Below are 20,506 nucleotides of genomic sequence, written 5' to 3' on the forward strand. Positions count from 1 at the left end.
CAAGTGGGTGAATTTTGATTTAATTATTCGCAATGCGCAGATTATTGATGGCTCCGGTTTACCGGCGTATCGCGCAGACCTTGCGATAGTTGCAGGGCGTATTGCTGCGATCGGCGATCTTGCCGGTGCGCATGCTGCTGCAATCCGCGATGCACAAGGACAGGTGTTGGCTCCTGGTTTTATTGATGTGCACACGCACGATGATTTGCAAGTGATCCATGCACCGGACATGCTACCTAAAGTGTCGCAAGGGATTACGACAGTGGTGGTAGGGAATTGTGGTATCAGCGCAAGCCCTGTCACTTTGAAAGGAAACTTGCCTGATCCAATGAATTTATTGGGTGCACCTGATGATTTTTGTTACGCCGATTTTGCCAGCTACAAACAAGCGGTTAATCGCGCGCAACCTGCGGTCAATGTTGCGGCGCTTGTCGGGCATACCGCACTGCGCAATAACCACATGGATCGCCTTGACCGTGAAGCAACGCGCGACGAAATTGAATTGATGCGTGTGCAATTGCGTGAAGCGCTTAAGCAAGGTGCGTTGGGTTTATCGTCGGGTCTGGCCTATGCATCGGCTTACGCCAGTACAACAGAAGAAGTGAAATTATTGGCTGAGGTGCTGAATGAAACCGGTGCAGTTTATACCACGCATTTGCGTACAGAATTTAATGAAATTATTGCTGCGCTGAATGAAGCATTTGATATTGCCGACCATGCCAAAGCGCCCGTTATAGTGTCGCATTTAAAGTGTGCCGGCGCAGGTAATTGGGGGCGCAGCGGTGAAATATTAAAGCACCTGGAACATGCGGCAGAACATCATCCGGTAGGTTGCGATTGTTATCCCTACAGCGCGAGTTCATCGACGTTGGATTTGCAACAGGTCACCAGCGATTTCGATATCGTCATTACCTGGAGCGAACCGCACCCTGAGCAGGGTGGAAAAAAATTAGCCGAGATCGCCAATGAATGGGATGTGAGTTTGTTGGACGCTGCAAAAAAATTGCAACCAGCTGGCGCTGTGTATCACGGTATGAATGAACAGGATGTGCAAAAAATTCTCGCGCATCCGTTAACCATGGTGGGGTCTGATGGTCTGCCGGTTGATCCGTTGCCACACCCACGTTTGTGGGGTGCATTCCCACGTGTACTTGGGCATTACAGCCGTGATTTGAAATTGTTCAGCTTGCCTGAAGCTGTGCGCAAAATGACACGTATGTCGGCTGATCGTTTTGGGTTGGATGATCGCGGCCGTATCGAAGTAGGCGCAGCGGCAGATGTAGTGTTATTTGATGCGGAAAAAGTACGCGATGCCGCTACCTTTACCAATCCACAGCAATTGGCCGAAGGTATCAATGCTGTGTGGGTGAACGGTGTATTGACCTACTCGCAACAACATTTAACGGGCAATCGCGCCGGGAAATTTTTGGAACGCCAGCGTGATTTACGAATTGGGTTTTATTAACAGTCGAGTGATATGAGCATCGGTGTTTCTTCTGTGACTCGCCGTGAATACGTCCATGTAGGCTCGAATGCGACATCCATGTCGCATACGGTCACAGAAGAAACACCGAAGCTCATTTACAAGATGATCGCAATAAAAATATAGAAAGAGATTTGTTATGACAGATATAAAACGTTATGGCGTTGAAGGTGGAAAAGGAACTGGCGGGCAGCATTTGCCATTCGCGCGTGCAGCAGGCGCAGATGGATGGTTATTTGTGTCAGGGCAAGTGCCCATGGTCAACGGTGAAATTATCGATGGCGGCATCGTTGCCCAATCACACCAAACCATTAAAAACGTATTGGCTATTTTAGCCGAAGCAGGTTACGGCCCTGAGCATGTGGTGCGTTGCGGTGTGTGGCTGGATGACCCGCGTGACTTTATGTCATTCAACCGCGTATTCATGGAATATTTCGGTGCTAATCCACCTGCGCGTGCTTGTGTTGTATCGAGCATGGTAGTGGATTGTAAAGTTGAAGTAGATTGCGTGGCCTATAAAAAACCATAAGCCACGAATGTAGATAAAACCATTAGATAAAATTAGATAAAAACGTTAGATAAATTTAGATATAAAGAGAAAGATAAAAACAGTTTATGAAAAAGTATTTGTTGTTCATCGTTACTGCATTGTTTCCGCTAATGGCCACCGCCAATAGCGGGAAGCTTGCGTTGATGCCCTATCCACAATCTGTAGTGGAGCAACAAGGGCAATTGGTAATGAATGAACAATTGCTGTTTGCGGTAGATGGAAAAGTAACGAAGGATCTTCATGTTACCTTGGATCTATTTGCTGACAGGGTAAAAGCACAAACCGGAAAAACAATTCACTGGAAAAAAACCAGTGAGAAAAAATCGCGTGTGCTGATTCGTATAAAAAATGCAGCGCCACTTTCAAATAGTGTGGCGCAGTGGGATGAGTCCTATCAGTTAACAGTTAATGCAGGTCGAATCGAATTATCGGCTGCGCAATTGGTCGGAGCACAGCGCGGTTTGGAAACGCTGTTGCAATTAATTGGTACCAACAGCCAGCTGACGATTCCGTTGGTGACGATTAACGATTTTCCTCGCTTTAAGTGGCGCGGTCTGTTGTTGGACACATCGCGGCACTTTTTTTCGGTGGATACAATCAAGCGTCAGATTGATGCAATGGCAGTAGCCAAATACAACATTTTTCATTGGCATTTAACCGATGACCAAGGCTGGCGTTTTGAATCCAAGCGCTATCCAAAATTACATACATTAGCCTCCGATGGCGAATACTACACCCGCGCACAAATGCGTGATGTTGTAGCCTACGCGCGTGCGCGCGGCATTCAGGTTCTGCCTGAAATAGACATGCCTGGTCACGCGAGTGCGATTGCAGTTGCTTATCCGGAGCTGATGTCTGCGCCCGGGCCTTATGCAATGGAGTATCGCTGGGGTGTGCACAAGCCCACATTAAATCCTGCGAACGAAAATGTATATAAATTCGCAGATGCGATTTTTAAAGAAGTCGCTGATATTTTTCCGTTTGAATATATCCATATCGGCGGTGACGAGGTTGATCCCGAGCATTGGAATACCAATCCGGCGATACAAGCGTTTATGAAAGCAGAGGGCTTAAAAAATCATCGTGCACTGCAAGCCTATTTCAACCAGCGTTTGCAATCACTACTGGAAAAACACCAGCGCAAAATGATTGGCTGGGATGAAATACAGCACCCGGACTTGCCCAACAATATTGTTATCCATTCCTGGCGTGGTCCGGATGGTGTGAGCGATGCAGTAAGCCACGGTTTTCAATCCGTATTGTCAACCGGATATTATTTGGATCAGCCGCAATCGGCTGCTTACCACTATCGCAATGATCCCATTCCCCCTGCGCCTGTAGTGATCGAAAATATATCCGCTAACGAAACACTTACGGCTTGGCGTTTTGAGATGCCGCGCAAACGTGGCAAGCCTGTTACAGGAACTTTCACGCTGACCAATCGTAATGGTTTTATTGATTTTACTGGCAAGTCGCGTCGTGAAGTGCAGTTAAAAAATATCTCGGATGTTGGCGCACGTTTTTCAGTAGATACCTGGATGGGGCCGGTGGAATTTTACGTAAGTTTTGCTGGTGATAAATTACAGGGGCGTGCGTTGGTGGGTAATGCACCTTACCGCGTAAGTGGTGAAAAAGTAGCGACAAATGTTGCACAAAAACAGTTACCCGTAACCGAGCCTGTGGTGCATTTAAGTGCACAACAAGAATCGTTAATTCTAGGTGGTGAAGCTGCGCTTTGGGCTGAAATAGTGAATGAGCAAAGCATTGACGTACGTTTGTGGCCGCGTGCATTTGTTGTCGCAGAAAGGCTCTGGTCGGCGCGGGAATTGCAAGATGAAAATAGTATGTATGCGCGGGTAAATTCAATTGCAACGCTTGCTGAAAAATCAGTGGGATTGCAGCATCGGCTACAGCAAGACCTGGCGTTGCAAAAATTGGCAGGTGACGGTGATATTAAACCCGTAAAAATATTTGCTGAGTTATTGGAGCCCGCACATTACTACCATCGTCAGCACGAAAAATCCGCTTACGAGACCTATTCCAAACAGGACCCGCTCAATCGCTTGGTTGATGCATTGCCAGCTGAAAATGAGAATTTACGGCAATTCAACCTGAGGCTAAGCCGCTGGTTGGAAAATCCGCAACATAATGCAGATTACTCTGCATTAAACGCGCAACTGCAGTTATGGAAAAACAATCTCGACAATTTAAAACCGGTTTTGCTGCTGAATCCCCAGTGGCAATCACTGGTAGAAAAATCGAACAGTGTTGTTGATAGCAGTTTGCGATTACTGGCATTGCGAATGAGCGGAGCGGCGCTTTCTCCGGCAGAGAAAACGCAAGTAAAGGATGTGATTTGGCAGGCGCGAACGCTGGATCAGGAATTGGTAATCGCCGCTGCGGTTTCGTTGGAAATCATTCTGGATTCGTTTACTACTTTTTAACCTTGATTACAGGGGAGAAGTTTTGTAAATGCGATTGACAACGTTGTCCAGCTGGATGTAAGTTTGGGGAGCCAACGGGTAGTCCTGAAGGCTCAGGTGACGAAGAATAATTGAAGGTGCGCAGCAGACATTACGGTGCCGATGCATAAAAAATTCGCTCATAGACCAGCGTAGCTGGTGTAAAGGGGAGGGCGAAGCATAGGCAAGTTACTGCAGCGTTAAATATAAATACGTTATCTATGATGACCTGCGCTATTGGTAGACTGATATGGTTGAAGTAGCCCTGTTTAATATTAATGACATTCCACTCTTATTCAGTGGATTCCTTGCGTTAGTGTTGGCTTTTTTGTTGTTTTTTGCCCAACAACCGGGGCGCATCAAAAAGCTTTACTGGCAATTGTTGGGCTTGTTCTTTTTCCTAAGTGCACTGCGTGTATTCGATACGTTGATCTATTGGAATATCAACTTGCGCGATACCTTGTCTCTCGTATCCGCGAATTTTTTCTTTCTGTTTGGATTCGTGTTTTTTTTGCAGGGGCCACTGTTGCTATGGTTTACGCGCGCAGCCATTTTTCGCGATTTTGAACTTAAGCGCCTTGATGCGCTTCATCTGGCACCTGCAGCGATTTATCCGATTTATATCTACCACATTTATCATGGTTTGGATCCAGAACAAAAAATGCAGTATGTGCATGATTGGGCCCATGTGATTGGTAACCCCTATTTTGAAGCGCTCATCTGGATTCAAAGAGTGGTGTTATTTGCATATAGCCTGTATTGCGTTTACCACTTGTATCAGTACAAACACCATTTGATTACACGTCATTGTGAGTTGAACAAGGTGGATTTGCATTGGCTGAAACTGTTGGTTATCGGATTTTGCTGTATTAATGGGTGGACATTCTTGACCTTAATAGATACCCGGTTTTTGCAATTGGCGGATGCCAGCATACTGGGCGAATCAGAGAGTTTTCTGTATTTGGTATTCATGAGTGTATTGATTGTTTATCTATTAAAGAATTCGCATGGTTTTTCGGATATTCAAATCGAGCACACGATTGCACCGGAGCCCACACCGGAGGAGCCCCAGCAGCAATTGGTAGAGAAGTTGACGCATTTTATGGAGCAAAACAAACCTTATCTGGAGCCGCACATAACGGTTGAGCGCTTGGCGATCAAACTCAATGTGTCTCCTAAACTCTTGTCTTGCACCATTAATAATAAGTTGCATATGAATTTTTTTGAGTTGATTGGCACCTATCGCGTCGCAGAGGCGAAAAAACGTTTGGCTGACTCAGAGCTGCGTCAAAAGCCGATCAGTGAAATTATGAAAAGTTGTGGTTTTAACAGTAAATCGGTTTTCAATCAGGCGTTTAAGAAAACCGTCGGTGTTACCCCAAGTCACTATCGCCAACAGCATTTGCATTAAGTGAAAGGTAATACTTTTGGTAGTGCGGGTTTTATTTTGAGAATGCAGGTAGCACAGGTTTGTAGGTCGCTGTTACTAATTCGGCACCATTACAAATCCGTGTAATGAATAACAGTGGAGTACCTGTGATGAAGATGATTAACAATATCCGTGAGCGATTGATGCAGCGCCTGTCTGTGGTGAGCGCTTGTGTGCTGCTGAGCATGATGTCTATCAACCTGTGGGCAGGTAGCGCATCGGCTGAAACAAAAGTCATCGGATACATCGCCAGTTTTACCGACATGAAAGCGGCGATTGATAAAACCGATTTAAGCAAATTAACCCATATCAATTTGTCGTTCACCAACCCGAATGCGCAAGGGAATCTGGTGGAAAATGGCGTGATGACCTGTATGCCCGGCATGCAAGGCGGCAATGTAACCGCAGCAGACGTGCGTTATGTGATTGATAAAGCGCAAGCGGCAGGCGTGAAAGTGTTGGCATCAGTTGCTGGTGGAGTTATACCAGCCTGTTCGGGTAATTGGGAGACATTATTGCAGCCTGCCAATCGCCAACAATTGGTCGATAACCTGATCGCTTTTATGGAAGAGTTTGGTCTTGATGGTATTGATGTTGATATCGAAGGCGTGCTGCTCACCAATATTGATAATGCGGGTAATTACACTCCTTTTATCCAAGCGCTCTCTGCGCAATTAGTCGCCCGCAATAAATTGCTTACCTGTGCTACGGCAAGTTATGTCGGTGGCATGATTCCGGTTTCGTCCATTCCCTATTTTGATTTCGTCAACATCATGTCTTATGACGCGATTGGCCCAAGTTGGGGCGCAGCCGGTACGCAGCATTCGACGTATGCGATGGCGGTTGACCACGTTAATGTATGGAAAAATCGCGGCCTCACCAAAGAGCAATTAGTGCTGGGCGTGCCGTTTTATGGCTATGGATTTGGCACGTATAAATCCGACTATACCTACGCCAGTATTCTCAACGAATTTGGTGCCGATGCTGCAAATAAAGATTTAATCGGCAACGCCTGCGCAGGTTGCAATTACATCACCTACAACGGTGCAGCAACTATTCAGGCAAAAACCAAGCTCGGTTTGGAACATGGCTCAGGCATTATGATTTGGGAGTTGTCACAAGATGCGGCAGGCGCGAATAGTTTGCTAAAAGTGATTGACGACGAAATTAAAAAATCAGCCAGTACTTCCAGCAGCAATAATTCATCCGCAGCCAGTGAAGTTGCCTCGTCTGTTGCGCTCTCTTCAACAGCGGCATCTGTTGCGCCTGAATCGTCAACAGCGGCTTCTTCCGTGAAGTCCAACGCAGGTCAATCATCCGGTGGTGGCGGTGGTTCAATGGGTTTGTTTTTTCTTGTGCTGTTAGCGCTGCTTGTCATCGCAAGACAATCTGGTGCTGTCGGGCAAATCAAAGCTTTTGGAAAAGCGAGGCGCAACGCATAGCCATGAAACCTGAAAGCCTGCAAAACATTGTTATCGTTGGGGGCGGTACTGCCGGTTGGATGACCGCAGCCGCGCTCGCGAAATTTTTGCAGCCACAGCAATACCGCATCACGCTCGTGGAATCGGATGTGATTGGAACTGTCGGCGTGGGCGAGGCGACGGTTCCACACATTCGTTATTTCAACGAAGTTTTGGGTATTGATGAAAATGAGTTTATGAAAAAAACCAATGCCACCTACAAATTAGGTATTGAGTTTTCAAACTGGGGAAAAGTCGGCGATGCCTATATTCATCCGTTCGGAATTTATGGCCAAAGCCACAATGACATCAGTTTTCATCACTATTGGCTGAAAGCAAACCAGGGGGGCGATACCACTAGTATCAGCGATTATTCCGTTGGCGTTGCGGCGGCATATGCAGAAAAATTTGCTTATCCCGATGCAGATACTCGCTCACTTTTTTCCAAATACAGTTATGCCTTCCATATCGATGCCTCTTTGTATGCACGTTTTTTGCGTGAATACAGTTGTGCTCGCGGGGTAATGCGTTGCGAGGGGAAAATCACCGCGGTGATGCAACATCCCGATACCGGTTTTATCCAATCAGTACAGCTTGACTCCGGTGAAATAATTGCAGGGGATTTATTTATTGATTGCTCGGGTTTCCGCGGCCTGCTGATTAATGAAACATTAGGCACTGCATTTGAAGATTGGAGTCATTGGTTGCCGTGCGACCGCGCTATTGCGGTGCCGTCGGCAAAAACCAGTGAGCCTTTACCTTATACCAAAGCGACTGCGCGGACAGCAGGTTGGCAGTGGCGTATTCCCTTGCAAAACCGCACCGGCAATGGACAAGTATATTGCAGCTACTACATCAGCGATGATGAGGTTGCTGCGAATTTGCTTGCCAGTCTTGATGGTGAGCCGTTAGCTAATTTGAATTACCTGCGTTTTAAAACGGGCCGCCGCATCACATCCTGGAATAAAAACTGTATCGCCATTGGTCTTTCAAGCGGTTTTCTTGAACCACTGGAATCGACCAGTATTTATCTGATCCAAATTGCGATCATGAAGCTGATCGAATTTTTCCCCTATGCGGATATGGATGCTGCAAACACGGATGAATTTAACCGTGAGCTGGCGATGGAATATGAACGCATCCGCGATTTTTTAATCCTGCATTACCACGCGACCGAGCGTGATGATTCCGCTTTCTGGAATTATTGCCGGACGATGCAAATTCCTGAAAGCTTGAAATATAAAATGGATTTGTTCCGCGAGCAGGGGCACGTAGAGCGCTACAAGCGCGGTATGTTTTTGGAACCTAGCTGGGTTGCTGTTTATCTGGGGCAGGGCATTGCTGCCAACAGGTATCATCCATTGGTGGACACAATGGATATGAGCCAATTGCAACAATATTTGCGTAGCGTGCGTGACACAATTGCAGCGGGAGTGCGCACCATGGCCTCTCACAGCGACAGTATTCAACGCGATTGCCGCGATGATCATACTGAAAAAAGTTGGCCGCCTGCGGCAATGAGTTTGTATGGGGTGTTCTCATGATAGAAAACTCCCAACACACCGGTATTTTTTTGTCTGAAAATGACAACGTTGGCTGCGCAAAAAACAATGCCGTTGCGATAAAACGCATTGCCATTGTAGGTGGTGGCATAACGGGCTGGACGGTTGCTGCCGGGTTGGCAAACGGCTTGCGCGGATTGAATATTGAAATAGCGCTTATTGATCACCCTGCGCAGACTGAAATCGATTTGCATACCGAAGCCACGACGCCGGCCTGTGTTGCGTTTCATCGTGCGCTGGGTATTTCCGAATTGGATTTGGTAATGAAAACCGGAGCCAGTTTTTTATTGGCGACCGAATTTAATGCCTGGTCTTCTGCGCAACAGCACTACTTTATGCCGTTTGTCGATCACGGTTTTATGCTCAACCGGATTGAATTCTCCCAATATGCAATCAACCACCACCTTGCTGGTAAGCCATTCAATTACGATGATTACTCACTCGCTTCTGTTGCCGCCAAAGCGGGGCGCTTTTGCCATCCTTCTGCGCAGTCATCATCACTTTTTTCTACGTTGGATTATGGTTTGGCGCTGAACACCAATGCCTATACAGACTATTTATCTGCGCTTGCGGTACCTATGGGTGTGGCACACATACAGGCACAGACTGACGGTGCTGTGTTGGATGAAAACGGGAATATCAACGCTATTCGTTTATGCGGTGCCGATTCCACAGTAAACCGCAATATAAATCCCATGTGGATAGATGAGGCAGGATCACTTGCGGCCGATTTATTTATCGATTGCTCTGGTGTTGCTGCCACGCTCATTGAAACAGCACTGCACGTAAAATGGTTGCCACTGGAAAATGTTCCCCCTGTGTCCAACGCATCTCCGCTGACGCATGTGTTAAGTAGTCTGCGACCATTGGATGCTGCTGCCGCTATCCCTGTGGTACGCGAATTACAACCCGCTGCAGCAGGCTGGGTTCAAACCTGCACAACGCAGACGCATATCGAAAAAAATTATTTTTACCATGCCGATTTTGCAACCCATGAACAAACCTTAGCTGCTCTGGGGGCTGATTTATCTGCAGTAAAAATTCATCCATTACGCACCGGGCGGCGCGCAACCTTTTGGCAGAACAACTGCATTGCGATAGGGCAGGCGGCCTGTAACCCCGATCAATTAGCGGCGGGAAAATTACATCTTGCACAAAGCGCGGTGCTGCGTTTGCTCAGCCTTTTTCCAGCGCAGGTGGATGCAGTGTTTAATCGCGCTGAATACAACCGCCTCACTCATCTTGAGTTGGATCACATAGAAGATTTCCATGCGCTGCATTACCAATTGGCATCAGTGCCGGGTGCAGATTATTGGCAGACCATCGCACGCGCGCAACTGTCCGACAGGCTGTTGCACAAATTGGAATTGTTTAAAGCGCGTGGGCTAATCGCCCACTACGAGAATGAAACATTCTCTGCCGGAATATGGACATCGTTATTGTTAGGCAATGGATTTTGGCCGCAACGTTGCGATCCGCTGGTTCGCTCAATGGATCAAGCCTGGATTAACCAGAATTTGGAAAAAATGAAGACGATGATGCAATCGGCGGTTGGTCATATTTCAATGCATCGGGAATATTTACAAAAAGCACAGGAAAAGAGAAGAGTTCAAACAAAATCATAGGATTGCAGCGTACTGGTTTTTGTATAAGTAATTGGCAACTTTAGGAAAATTTTTTTGACATGGTTTTTTAATACAGTTTAACAGTGATTTTTGTTTTTAAGATTAATGTAAGTAGGTTCGACTTTTAGTAGCAAGATGTTCGATTTTTATTTGCTTATAGAAACGCCAAAAGCTGAATGTTAAATTCGGTTTTTGATAAATTCGAATAACTTATTTTTTATAAAAATTTAAATTTCTTTTTTATAAAAAAATAACAACTGAATTTGTAGTAAGAGTAGTAAAAATGCAGTAAATGGAGTGCTCATTTAGGTTCGCATGACATGACTTTGTTGTGCGTTTCTGTGGGTTTAATACGAGAGAAAACAACTAAGGGGTTGGATATGTTTAAAAGTAAAAACAATATAACCGAAATGCCAAGCAAGCGATTTAATAAGTCCTTGCTGGCCGTTTCAATCATGGCGTTGAGCGTACCCACGTTCGCACAAACAACTGCACCTCAAGATCAAAATCTTGAAGAAGTAGTTGTAACCGGCATGAGAAGTAGTCTGGACTCCGCTCAAGAGTTGAAGCGCAGTGCGGATACTGTGAAAGACGTAATTACAGCATCAGATATTGGTGCGCTCCCGGATAAATCTGTAACAGAAGCGTTACAGCGTGTTCCTGGGGTAACTATTGAGCGCTTTGCAGCATCTGATGACCCCAACCATTTTGCTGATGAAGGTACTGGTGTTTTGGTTCGTGGTTTGGATCGTGTGCGTAGTGAAGTGAATGGACGTGATTCTTTCAGTGCAAACCCATATGGCGGGTTGAACTATGAAGACTTTTCACCTGAATTATTGAGCGCCGTAGAAGTTGTGAAAAACCAAACGGCAGATTTGATTGCCGGTGGTGTTGCGGGTACAGTTAATTTGATCACCCGTAAACCGTTCGATCAAGATGGCACTATGTCAGCCTTTACTGCTAAAGGTAGTTATGGTGACTTCAGAGAAGAATTTACACCAAGCTTCTCTGGTTTGTTCAGTACACGTTGGGAAACGGATGCTGGCGAATTTGGTTTCTTGATTAGTGGTTCATCATCTGAGTTTAAATCACGAGGTGATGGAGTTGGTGTTGCTAACTATTACACTCGTGGTGATGCGTTCATTGGTGTATATGATGCATGGGGTGGTTTGGTTGGTATTGATCCTAATTCACCATTAGATGGTCCTGCTTTGCCAGGTCAAGCTGCTGGAACTATTAATTATATACCGGGCCAATTTTCTATCCGTACTGCCGAGAACGATCGTGAGCGTACAGGTCTTACCACTTCTTTGCAGTGGCAAAGCGCTGATGAAACTATCGTTGCTACTTTGGAGCACATTAATTCAGAGGCATCGTTAGAGTGGCGTGAGCGTGTTATTGGTACACAAGGTCAGGGTTTTGCTGAATCGACTCGCTTTGGCGCAATTCTCGTTCCCAGCACCACCATGCCTACGGTGATTGATGATGAGGGTTACCTCCAGTCTGGCATCATGCGTCCGAATGCTGAGCTGCCAATGTCGTTATCCAGTCGTTGGAATTACACCGAAAATACAGTTGAGGACACCTCGCTTAATGTTAAGTGGACTCCTACCGATCAATTGACTGTTGAAGTTGACTATCAAAATATTCAGTCTGATCAAATTGTTCATAACTACGGGCATAACTCTCGTGTCATCACCAATGCTACAAATGGCGTTGCTCCAGGTGATGCGTATATCGATCTGTCATCTGACACACCAAAAATCGAGTTCTTGAGTCCGAAATTCACCAATCCAGGCATTACTGATGTGTGGGGTGCTCCACGTCATGACATGTTCTATGCAACAGCATTGGATCAGGAATCATTTAACGAGGCCGAAGCGGATAGCTTTAAGCTGGATGTTGAATACCAAATGGATGGAGTATGGAAGAGCATTAAGTCTGGTGTTTATTACTCCGAAAAAGATTTGGTTGTACGTGATACGGAATACTCAAACTGGGGTGCCCTGAACCGTGGCTGGGTGGATAGCGATATAAACTCTGCATCACCTTTGGCTATCCCTGATGAATTCGAAGTTGTTGACTTTGGTGACTTCTACAAGGGCGGTGTCCTGTCCGGTCAAGACCAGTTCCTTTTCCCAAAAATGAGCAATGTTGAAGATTTTATCGGTACTGCTCGTCGTAGTTGTGAAGAGGGCTGGAATAATGCGCCACATGGCGGCAACGCTGCGACCAGCGCATCCCAAGATAACCCTGAGTGTTTCCTGGCTAGTGGAGATTTGGGCAATCGTTTGCCACTGAGTGTGTTTGCTCCACACGATGTAACCTCAACAACAGAAGAGCGTGTTGAAGCTTATGTCCGTGCAGATTTCGATTGGGATGATTTGGCAATGCCTGTCAAAGCAAACCTTGGTTTGCGTTATGTCAGCTACCAACTTGAATCGACGGGTTATTTGGTTCTTCCTGCGCCAGTGAGCGGTGAAGCTGCTCCGATATTTAATGCAAAATATCCAAATCTTGCAGCACTGACTTCTCAAACGGGCCAGAAGCAAACTGTTGACGGCACAGATTACGATACCGTTTTACCTAGTTTGAACGTTGCTGTAAGTCTGACCGATGATGTGATTATGCGTTTTGGTGCATCTAATGCTCTTTATTTCCCTACGCTTGATCAAACCCGTAACTCACGTATTGTGAGCATGACTTCTACTAACGTGCGTCAAAATCCAGGTCAACCTGCTGGCCCGGAAAACCCGATAGTGGACGTCATTGGTGTACAGCTCAACGGTATTGCACGCAACCCATTCCTTGAGCCAGAAGAGGCAACCAACCTGGATTTAAGTACCGAATGGTATTTCGCAAAAGCGGGTTCTGTTACGTTAGCGATGTTCCATAAGTCAGTTGACAATTTGTTCCGTGAGCGCAGCTTCCTTGCGCCTGTCAGCAATTTGGAAACTGGTGCTACTGAGAATGTAAGTTTCTCTGGTCCTGCAAACGAAGGTAGCGGCAGTATCACAGGTTACGAAATTGCATACTCACAATTCTATGATTTCCTTCCAGGTATCTGGAGCGGTTTGGGCTTGCAACTGAACTACACTTATCTTGATCAAAGCGATCTTAATGATATGGAAAGTGGTTTGGGTGGCGTCCGCTTTGACTCTCAAGGTAATCCAATTAGTGATGGCCGCAATAGTTTCCGCGCCTTTACTAATCTGGGGCTTCCTGGTTACTCTGATGAAAACTACAACATAATTGGTATGTTTGAATATGCAGATGTTTCTGCTCGTTTGGCATACACATGGCGTTCAGATTACTTGGTAACTCGTCGCGACTCTAACGAGTTCGCTCCGATTTACAACAAGGCAGCTGGATATTTGGATGCAAGTGTTTTCTACGCCATCAATGAAAATTGGAAAGTTGGTGTTGAAGCAAGTAACTTGTTAGATACTGAAACTGAAACATTGGCGCAGATCAATCAAGAAGGGCTCCTCAAAGAGTCGCTTAACTTCACTACTGACCAACGTTTTGCTATTAGTATTAAAGGCACATTCTAAGCCGATAAGCTATTTTCAGTTTTGAAAAATGCGCCGTGAAAACGGCGCATTTTTTATTCCTGTGGACAAAGGAAGTTTGTTATTTTTTTAATGTTGTAGATAATCTGTAATTATTTGTTCACTTGGAGCTGTATTGAAAAATTATGAATCAAAATAACCAGTTTTCCGGCCGAGTTAATAAAATTGCAATCGTTGGTGGCGGCACAGCAGGTTGGATGACCGCTGCAGTATTTGCCAAAATTTTAGGTAAAAAAAACTACCATATTCAGCTTATTGAATCGGAAGAAATAGGGACCATAGGTGTTGGTGAAGCAGCCATTCCTAGCATATTGGCATTAAATAAATTATTAGGAATAGATGAAGTGGAGTTTATGCGTAAAACGCAAGCCACTTTTAAGGTTGGAATAGAATTTGTAAATTGGGGGCGTGTAGGTGATTCCTACATGCATTCTTTTGGAGCCTATGGCGTCAATATGGGCTTGCTTCATTTCTATAACTATTGGCTAAAGCTCTACAAGCAAGGAAAATCTTCTGATATCGGCGAATTTTCTATTACAGCGCAAGCTGCATTGCACAATAAATTTATACACCCAGTAAGTACATCCAATACACCTCTTTCCCAAATAAAGTACGCATATCATTTTGATGCGGGGTTATATGCCAGGCATTTACGGGCTTATGCAGAATCGATGGGTGTTAGTCGTATAGAAAGCAAGATTATTAAAGTGAATTTGAACAATGATGATGGTTTTATAAAGTCTCTTGTTCTTCAAAATGAATCCATTATTGAAGCGGATTTGTATATAGACTGTAGTGGGTTCAAAGGAATTTTAATCGAGGAATCTTTAAAAACTGGGTATGAGGATTGGAGTCACCTTCTTTTGTGCGATAGTGCGATCGCAGTGCAGAGCAAGAATGTTTCCGATCCACCACCCTATACCAGAGCAACTGCACACACAGCCGGTTGGCAATGGCGTATTCCTTTGCAAAAAAGAACAGGCAATGGGCATGTCTACGCCAGTCGATTTATGGATGACGATACCGCTCGAAGAATCTTGATTGAGAATATTGATGGTGATCTCATAACAGAGCCGAGGCTAATTCGCTTCAAAACAGGTATGCGTCGGAAGTTTTGGAATAAGAACTGTGTTGCCATAGGACTTTCCAGTGGATTTATTGAACCATTGGAATCAACTAGCATTCATCTGATTCAAAAAAGTATAGCTACACTATTTGAATGCTTTCCTACTGCAGGCTTCAATCAGGTAGATATTGATAAATATAATGACAAGCTTCAATCAGATCTTATGTTAATAAGAGATTTTGTTTTGCTTCATTATAAGGCAACTAGCCGAGAAGACTCTGAGTTTTGGCGTCATTGCAAGAATATGGTTGTGAATCAAACGCTTCAAAATAAAATAGCATTATTTGAAGAGTCCGGTAAAATTTTTAGAGACAATAATGAACTTTTTACAGAGGAGAGCTGGATTGCAGTAATGGCTGGACAAGGCTTAAGCGCGAAAGATTACAACCCTCTTGTTGATTCCTTGGATGATGTTGATCTTGAACGAATGGCAAAAGATATAAAAAGTGCAATTTCAAATTCTGTGTCAGTCATGCCAACTCACAAAGAGTTTATCGCTAATTACTGTCCACAAATGGAAAGTTAATTAAATTGTTGGCTAAATATATTTGCTGAGAGGCTGTGCTGATGTCAAAAGCAAGTAGAAAAATCCCTGAGTGGCATAACGTCAGCTATGAAATTTTTCACAATGAAATAGTTACAGCATATCAGCCTGCTGTTCTAAAAGGAGTGTTTAGTCATTGGCCTATTGTAAGGAATGGTAAAAAATCTATTGTCGAATTGGCTGCGTATCTTCGGCGGTTTGATTCATTTTCTCCTGTTGAAATATTTTTGGGTAATCCATCTATAAAAGGAAATTTTTCATATGAAAGTGGAGAGAGAAAATTTAATTTTGAACGACTCAGTGAAACATTTAGTTCGTGTCTTGATAGATTGCTCTCCGTTATAGATGTTGAATCTCCACCCTCTATATATATGGGATCTGCGCACATTGCCGACTGCTTGCCTGGTTTAATTGCTGATAATCCTTGCCATCTTGTTGATCCTGGATTGCTTCCTCGATTGTGGATGGGTAACGCAACAGTTATTCAGCCGCACTTTGATTACCCTGATAATATTGCGTGTGTAGCTGCTGGCCGCAGGCGGTTTACATTATTTCCACCAGAACAAATTGATAATCTTTATGTGGGTCCAATTGATTTTACTCCTGCAGGGCAATCAATAAGTTTGGTCTCAGTGAATGCGCCCGATTACAAAAAATATCCAAAATTCAAAATTGCCATTGAGTCCTCAATGGTGGCGGAATTGGAGCCCGGAGATGCTATCTATATTCCATCCCTTTGGTGGCACAATGTTGAAGCTCACGATAAATTCAACTTGCTGGTTAATTATTGGAGTAATCCGGGAATAGGAATGAACTCACCGCAAGACGCATTACTTCATGGACTGCTAACAATTAGTAATCTACCCGAAAAAGAACGTATGGCATGGAAGCATTTTTTTGATCATTATGTTTTTCATTTAAAAGAAAATCCTGTTGCACATTTACCTGTAGCTGCGAGAGGTGTGTTGGGTGAAATGACCCCAGAAAATTATCATAATATCCGCCGCTATCTTTATAAACTGATGGGGATTTTACGTTAAAAATGACATTTGATCTAAAAAGAGTGGCTGAATTTGAAGCCGAGGACTGCACCTCTTTTCGGCAGAAAATTCTGCCTGCCTATGAGCCAGTGCTTATAAAGGGCGCTTTTAATCATTGGCCATTGATTCGCGCATCGAAACAATCTTTGCAAGAGCTTGTGCGCTATATGATGCAGTTTAACCAAGCCAACCGAGTCGATGTATTTGTTTCTCCTCCTGAGGTGCAAGGAAAATTTTATTATCAGCAGGACATGCGGAGTTTTAATTTTAATCGAGTGCAAGTGCCAATAGATCATTGTGTTGCCAGAATCATCAATCACATGCGTGATGAGTTTCCTCCTGGAATTTATATGGGTTCAACGTTAGCTGAACTTTGTTTACCTGGCATGATGAAACAAAATACATGTGACTTTCTTGAATCCAGTGTCCAGCCGCGTTTATGGATGGGCAATCAAACGATAGTCCAGCCACATTTCGATCTCTCGGACAATATTGCAATAGTTGCTGCAGGGCGTCGTCGGTTTACATTATTTCCTCCTGAGCAAATCGAAAATCTTTATGTCGGCCCTATAGACGTAACACCTGCGGGGCAACCAATGAGTCTTGTTTCATTGGTTGATCCGGACTTTGAAAAATACCCTCGCTACAAAGAAGCGCTTTCCCATGCATTAGTTGCTGATTTGGAACCCGGTGATGCGATTTATATTCCATCACTTTGGTGGCATGGTGTTCAGGCGTTGGATAAATTTAATCTATTGGTTAATTATTGGTGGAATAATTCAGCCGCAGGAGACGAAGATCCATATGCGGCACTGATACATGGAATACTTACAATCAGTGCGTTGCCTGAAAAAGAGCGACATGCATGGAAACATTTTTTTGATCATTATGTTTTCCGTAGCAACGGTCATCCGCTAGAGCATGTTCCATCGGAGATGCATGGAGTATTGGGAGAAATGACTCCTGAGCTCTATAACACAATAAGAAAATATCTGTATTCGCGTATGAAACGCTAATAAAACGGTTCTGTTTTTTCCTGAAAAGTTCGACTTTCATCCCTACCAAAATACGTTATTGCTGGCCTGCAATCCGGGTGTTAATGTGGTTTTAAGGTATATGTCGGGTAGTTTTTTGAAGGTGGGTAGGTGTGCTTATGTCAGATTCTATAGCTTCTGCTGTAAGTGTAACTGCCAGCGGTAAACCGCAACAAAGTAGTAAATGGTTAGCGTGGTTTTACGGCGTTAACCTTGGTTTGATTGTGGCTTTTATCGCGCTGTTAATCAGCTCTTGATTCTTCACTCTGATGTTATTGCCTTACGGTTTTTAACCGTGTTTTCCCGTGACTTGCCAGAGCTAAAATTCTGGCTTTTTTTATCGCAGTTTTTTCACAGCCCTTGTTGCTTCGGTTATTTCTCTGGTTTTTCTTATCGCACTTTGGTGTGAATCCCTTCTCGCTATTCCATCCCACTCCTTGCGCTTGCCAAAGTGGCACGATCCGGACGTACGGGTTATTTCAATTGCATCTGCCTCACGCGTTTAAATAGGGTGTGAACGGGTTGTCATTTATTCATCCCACTTCTTTATTCCCAGGTAAGACTTTGCGGTGATGGGGTGCGACATTGATGTCGTGCGTTGAGGTGTTTTTTAGCCGGTGTTAGCGTGGTTTTGATGTTATTGCTTGACGACACTAATAACGAACAGAGGCTAACTCCTTATGCGTGCAGATCTTTCTTCTTTTTCACAATCTTATTGCGTCATTAAACGTTGGCTGGGTGTGGCGTGTGCGGCAGTTGCGGTATCCGCCAGTGTTGCACAGATGGCACAGGCGCAGACCAAAGTGGTGGGTTACATTCCCTCCTATAAAAATATGCCGGCTGTTATTGACCGTACCGATTTAAGTAAATTAACCCATTTGAATTTGTCGTTTCTCAACCCGAATGCGAGTGGTGCGTTTTTAAGTGGTGGTAATCCGGTATGTATGGAGGGCGCTAGCGCTGCAGATATTCAATACGTGGTAAATAAAGCCCACCAGGCCGGAGTGAAAGTATTGGTGTCGGTTGCCGGTGGTGTGTTGCCAGCCTGTTCCGGCAATTGGCAAACGTTGTTGCAACCAGCAAACCGCGCGACGGTAGTGAATAATTTATTGCAGGTGGTTAATACGTTTAATCTGGATGGTTTGGATATTGATATTGAAGGTGTGGTGCTCACCAATATCGATAACGCCGGAAATTACACGCCGTTTATCCAGGCGCTGCGCAACGGATTGCCAGCAGGAAAATTACTGACCTCGGCAACCGCGTCCTATGTCGGTGGAATGGTGCCTACATCATCGCTGCCGTATTTTGATTTTGTAAACATCATGTCGTACGACGCAATTGGCCCGGGTTGGGGGCCAGCTGGTGTTGAGCATTCCCCTTATTCAATGGCGGTGTCTGACATTAATATCTGGAAAGCGCGCGGGCTCACCAAACAAAAAATGGTGTTAGGTGTTCCATTTTATGGTTATGGATTTAATGGTTACGCCGCTGCATATGATTTCAATTCCATCGTCAGTCAATTTGGGGCGGGCGCTGCACAGGCCGATGTGATTGGCACTCGCTGCGCAGGTTGCAGTTACATTACCTACAATGGCATTCCCACTATTCGCGCTAAAACCCAACTCGCGTTGCAAGAAGGTTCGGGTGTGATGATTTGGGAATTGTCACAAGATGCTGCGGGCGCAAACAGTTTACTTGCGGCAATTCACAGTCAGATTGGTAGCGGCGGCGGTTCAAGTTCCTCAACATCAACTGCATGCCCTGCGTGGGTCAGCGGCCAAAATTATGCCGTGGGCGATAAAGTCACTTATCAAGGCGGCTACTACATCGCGGAATACGCAAACCCCGGTTACATCCCCACCGTAAGTACGTATTTTTGGGAGCCGATTGCGGCATCGGCTTGCGGTGGAACATCATCTTCCAGTTCATCATCGGCTGCATTTACCCGTTTGATTCAAGCGGAAGCCTATACCTCGATGAGTGGTGTGCAACTGGAAACCACAACCGATACCGGCGGTGGCCAAAACGTGGGTTGGATTGATGCGAATGATTGGATGGCTCACGCCAATATTAACTTCCCATCGAGTGGCACTTACCGTGTTGAATACCGTGTGGCCAGCCCGAGTGGTTCGCGTTTATCACTGGATTTAAATGCCGGTGCAATCCAGCTTGGGCAAGTGAATATTCCCGCAACCGGCGGTTGGCAAAGCTGGACTACGGTGTCGCACAACGTGTCGATTAATGCAGGCACCTACGCCGTGGGTATTTTTGCCCCGCAAGGCGGCTGGAACCTGAATTGGATTCGCATCACCAAACTGTGATCTCCAAACATTAGTCGCAAGGATGCGCTGATTAGTTTCTCCATCCTTATATTGCTGGTTTCATTCTCCCCCGGATTTGCGGATCGTTATGATCCGCTTTTTTTTGCCCATTTTTTGTCTGGTTTTGTGTCATGACATTATCGAGCCGGGCATTTGGCAAGCATCCGCACTTCAGTCCGCACCTCAGCAATTCATTTCTGTTTCTTTCTTGTTCAAAAATCGCTGCATTACCAAAAGTCACACTCAAAATGGTGGGTTCGACTTTAAGAAATCGTTTTAAGTGCGACTTTTAGTA

13 protein-coding genes are annotated in these 20,506 nt (G+C 45.0%); all 13 read left to right on the plus strand.

Annotation, left to right across the window (positions count from 1 at the left end; all coding sequences use genetic code 11):
* Window positions 1–7: 7 nt before the first annotated feature.
* The 13 genes from VC28_RS17010 (at window position 8) to VC28_RS19800 (ending at window position 20,211) form a co-directional block, all read left to right on the plus strand.
* Complete coding sequence (locus tag VC28_RS17010; protein WP_049631696.1) at window positions 8–1,465, plus strand: N-acyl-D-amino-acid deacylase family protein; 1,458 nt, start codon at window positions 8–10, stop codon at window positions 1,463–1,465.
* A gap of 157 nt (window positions 1,466–1,622) precedes the next feature.
* Window positions 1,623–2,012, plus strand: a complete 390-nt coding sequence (locus VC28_RS17015) for a RidA family protein (protein ID WP_049631697.1) — start codon at window positions 1,623–1,625, stop codon at window positions 2,010–2,012.
* Between the two features lie 86 nt (window positions 2,013–2,098).
* A complete protein-coding gene (locus VC28_RS17020) occupies window positions 2,099–4,477 on the plus strand; it encodes a beta-N-acetylhexosaminidase (protein ID WP_049631698.1) in 2,379 nt (792 codons plus the stop codon).
* A 268-nt stretch (window positions 4,478–4,745) separates the two neighbouring features.
* Window positions 4,746–5,906 carry a helix-turn-helix domain-containing protein gene (locus tag VC28_RS17025; protein WP_049631699.1) on the plus strand — a complete coding sequence of 387 codons (1,161 nt, stop codon included), beginning with the start codon at window positions 4,746–4,748 and terminating at the stop codon, window positions 5,904–5,906.
* A gap of 128 nt (window positions 5,907–6,034) precedes the next feature.
* The gene (locus VC28_RS17030) at window positions 6,035–7,366 is read left to right on the plus strand and encodes a glycosyl hydrolase family 18 protein (RefSeq protein ID WP_197085558.1); all 1,332 of its coding nucleotides are present in this window, start codon (window positions 6,035–6,037) and stop codon (window positions 7,364–7,366) included.
* A gap of 2 nt (window positions 7,367–7,368) precedes the next feature.
* Window positions 7,369–8,928 (plus strand): tryptophan halogenase family protein, encoded by a 1,560-nt coding sequence (locus VC28_RS17035; protein ID WP_049631700.1) that lies wholly within the window; start codon window positions 7,369–7,371, stop codon window positions 8,926–8,928.
* Window positions 8,925–10,571, plus strand: coding sequence for a tryptophan 7-halogenase (locus VC28_RS17040; protein ID WP_049631701.1), 1,647 nt, complete (start codon window positions 8,925–8,927; stop codon window positions 10,569–10,571). Before VC28_RS17035 ends, VC28_RS17040 begins: the two co-directional genes overlap by 4 nt.
* A 380-nt stretch (window positions 10,572–10,951) precedes the next feature.
* A complete protein-coding gene (locus VC28_RS17045) occupies window positions 10,952–14,125 on the plus strand; it encodes a TonB-dependent receptor (protein WP_049631702.1) in 3,174 nt (1,057 codons plus the stop codon).
* 143 nt (window positions 14,126–14,268) lie between these two features.
* The gene (locus VC28_RS17050; RefSeq protein WP_049631703.1) at window positions 14,269–15,795 is read left to right on the plus strand and encodes a tryptophan halogenase family protein; all 1,527 of its coding nucleotides are present in this window, start codon (window positions 14,269–14,271) and stop codon (window positions 15,793–15,795) included.
* Window positions 15,796–15,836: 41 nt separating this feature from the next.
* A complete protein-coding gene (locus VC28_RS17055) occupies window positions 15,837–16,853 on the plus strand; it encodes a cupin-like domain-containing protein (RefSeq protein ID WP_082191597.1) in 1,017 nt (338 codons plus the stop codon).
* A 2-nt stretch (window positions 16,854–16,855) separates the two neighbouring features.
* Window positions 16,856–17,869, plus strand: a complete 1,014-nt coding sequence (locus VC28_RS17060) for a cupin-like domain-containing protein (RefSeq protein WP_049631705.1) — start codon at window positions 16,856–16,858, stop codon at window positions 17,867–17,869.
* Window positions 17,870–18,006: 137 nt separating this feature from the next.
* Complete coding sequence (locus VC28_RS19795; RefSeq protein ID WP_156184352.1) at window positions 18,007–18,144, plus strand: hypothetical protein; 138 nt, start codon at window positions 18,007–18,009, stop codon at window positions 18,142–18,144.
* A 423-nt stretch (window positions 18,145–18,567) separates the two neighbouring features.
* Window positions 18,568–20,211 (plus strand): carbohydrate-binding protein, encoded by a 1,644-nt coding sequence (locus tag VC28_RS19800; protein WP_156184353.1) that lies wholly within the window; start codon window positions 18,568–18,570, stop codon window positions 20,209–20,211.
* Window positions 20,212–20,506 lie beyond the last annotated feature (295 nt).

Origin of the sequence: Cellvibrio sp. pealriver (assembly GCF_001183545.1) — a bacterium.
Lineage (GTDB): Bacteria > Pseudomonadota > Gammaproteobacteria > Pseudomonadales > Cellvibrionaceae > Cellvibrio.

Excerpts from the sequence above, each read along its gene's own strand:
- VC28_RS17025 (WP_049631699.1), top strand. The coding sequence starts at position 4,746 with ATGGTTGAAGTAGCCCTGTTTAATATTAATGACATTCCACTCTTATTC.
- VC28_RS17045 (WP_049631702.1), top strand. The coding sequence starts at position 10,952 with ATGTTTAAAAGTAAAAACAATATAACCGAAATGCCAAGCAAGCGATTT.
- VC28_RS17050 (WP_049631703.1), top strand. The coding sequence starts at position 14,269 with ATGAATCAAAATAACCAGTTTTCCGGCCGAGTTAATAAAATTGCAATC.
- VC28_RS17055 (WP_082191597.1), top strand. The coding sequence starts at position 15,837 with ATGTCAAAAGCAAGTAGAAAAATCCCTGAGTGGCATAACGTCAGCTAT.
- VC28_RS19795 (WP_156184352.1), top strand. The coding sequence starts at position 18,007 with ATGTCAGATTCTATAGCTTCTGCTGTAAGTGTAACTGCCAGCGGTAAA.
- VC28_RS17040 (WP_049631701.1), top strand. The coding sequence starts at position 8,925 with ATGATAGAAAACTCCCAACACACCGGTATTTTTTTGTCTGAAAATGAC.
- VC28_RS17030 (WP_197085558.1), top strand. The coding sequence starts at position 6,035 with ATGAAGATGATTAACAATATCCGTGAGCGATTGATGCAGCGCCTGTCT.
- VC28_RS17035 (WP_049631700.1), top strand. The coding sequence starts at position 7,369 with ATGAAACCTGAAAGCCTGCAAAACATTGTTATCGTTGGGGGCGGTACT.
- VC28_RS19800 (WP_156184353.1), top strand. The coding sequence starts at position 18,568 with ATGCGTGCAGATCTTTCTTCTTTTTCACAATCTTATTGCGTCATTAAA.
- VC28_RS17060 (WP_049631705.1), top strand. The coding sequence starts at position 16,856 with ATGACATTTGATCTAAAAAGAGTGGCTGAATTTGAAGCCGAGGACTGC.
- VC28_RS17015 (WP_049631697.1), top strand. The coding sequence starts at position 1,623 with ATGACAGATATAAAACGTTATGGCGTTGAAGGTGGAAAAGGAACTGGC.
- VC28_RS17020 (WP_049631698.1), top strand. The coding sequence starts at position 2,099 with ATGAAAAAGTATTTGTTGTTCATCGTTACTGCATTGTTTCCGCTAATG.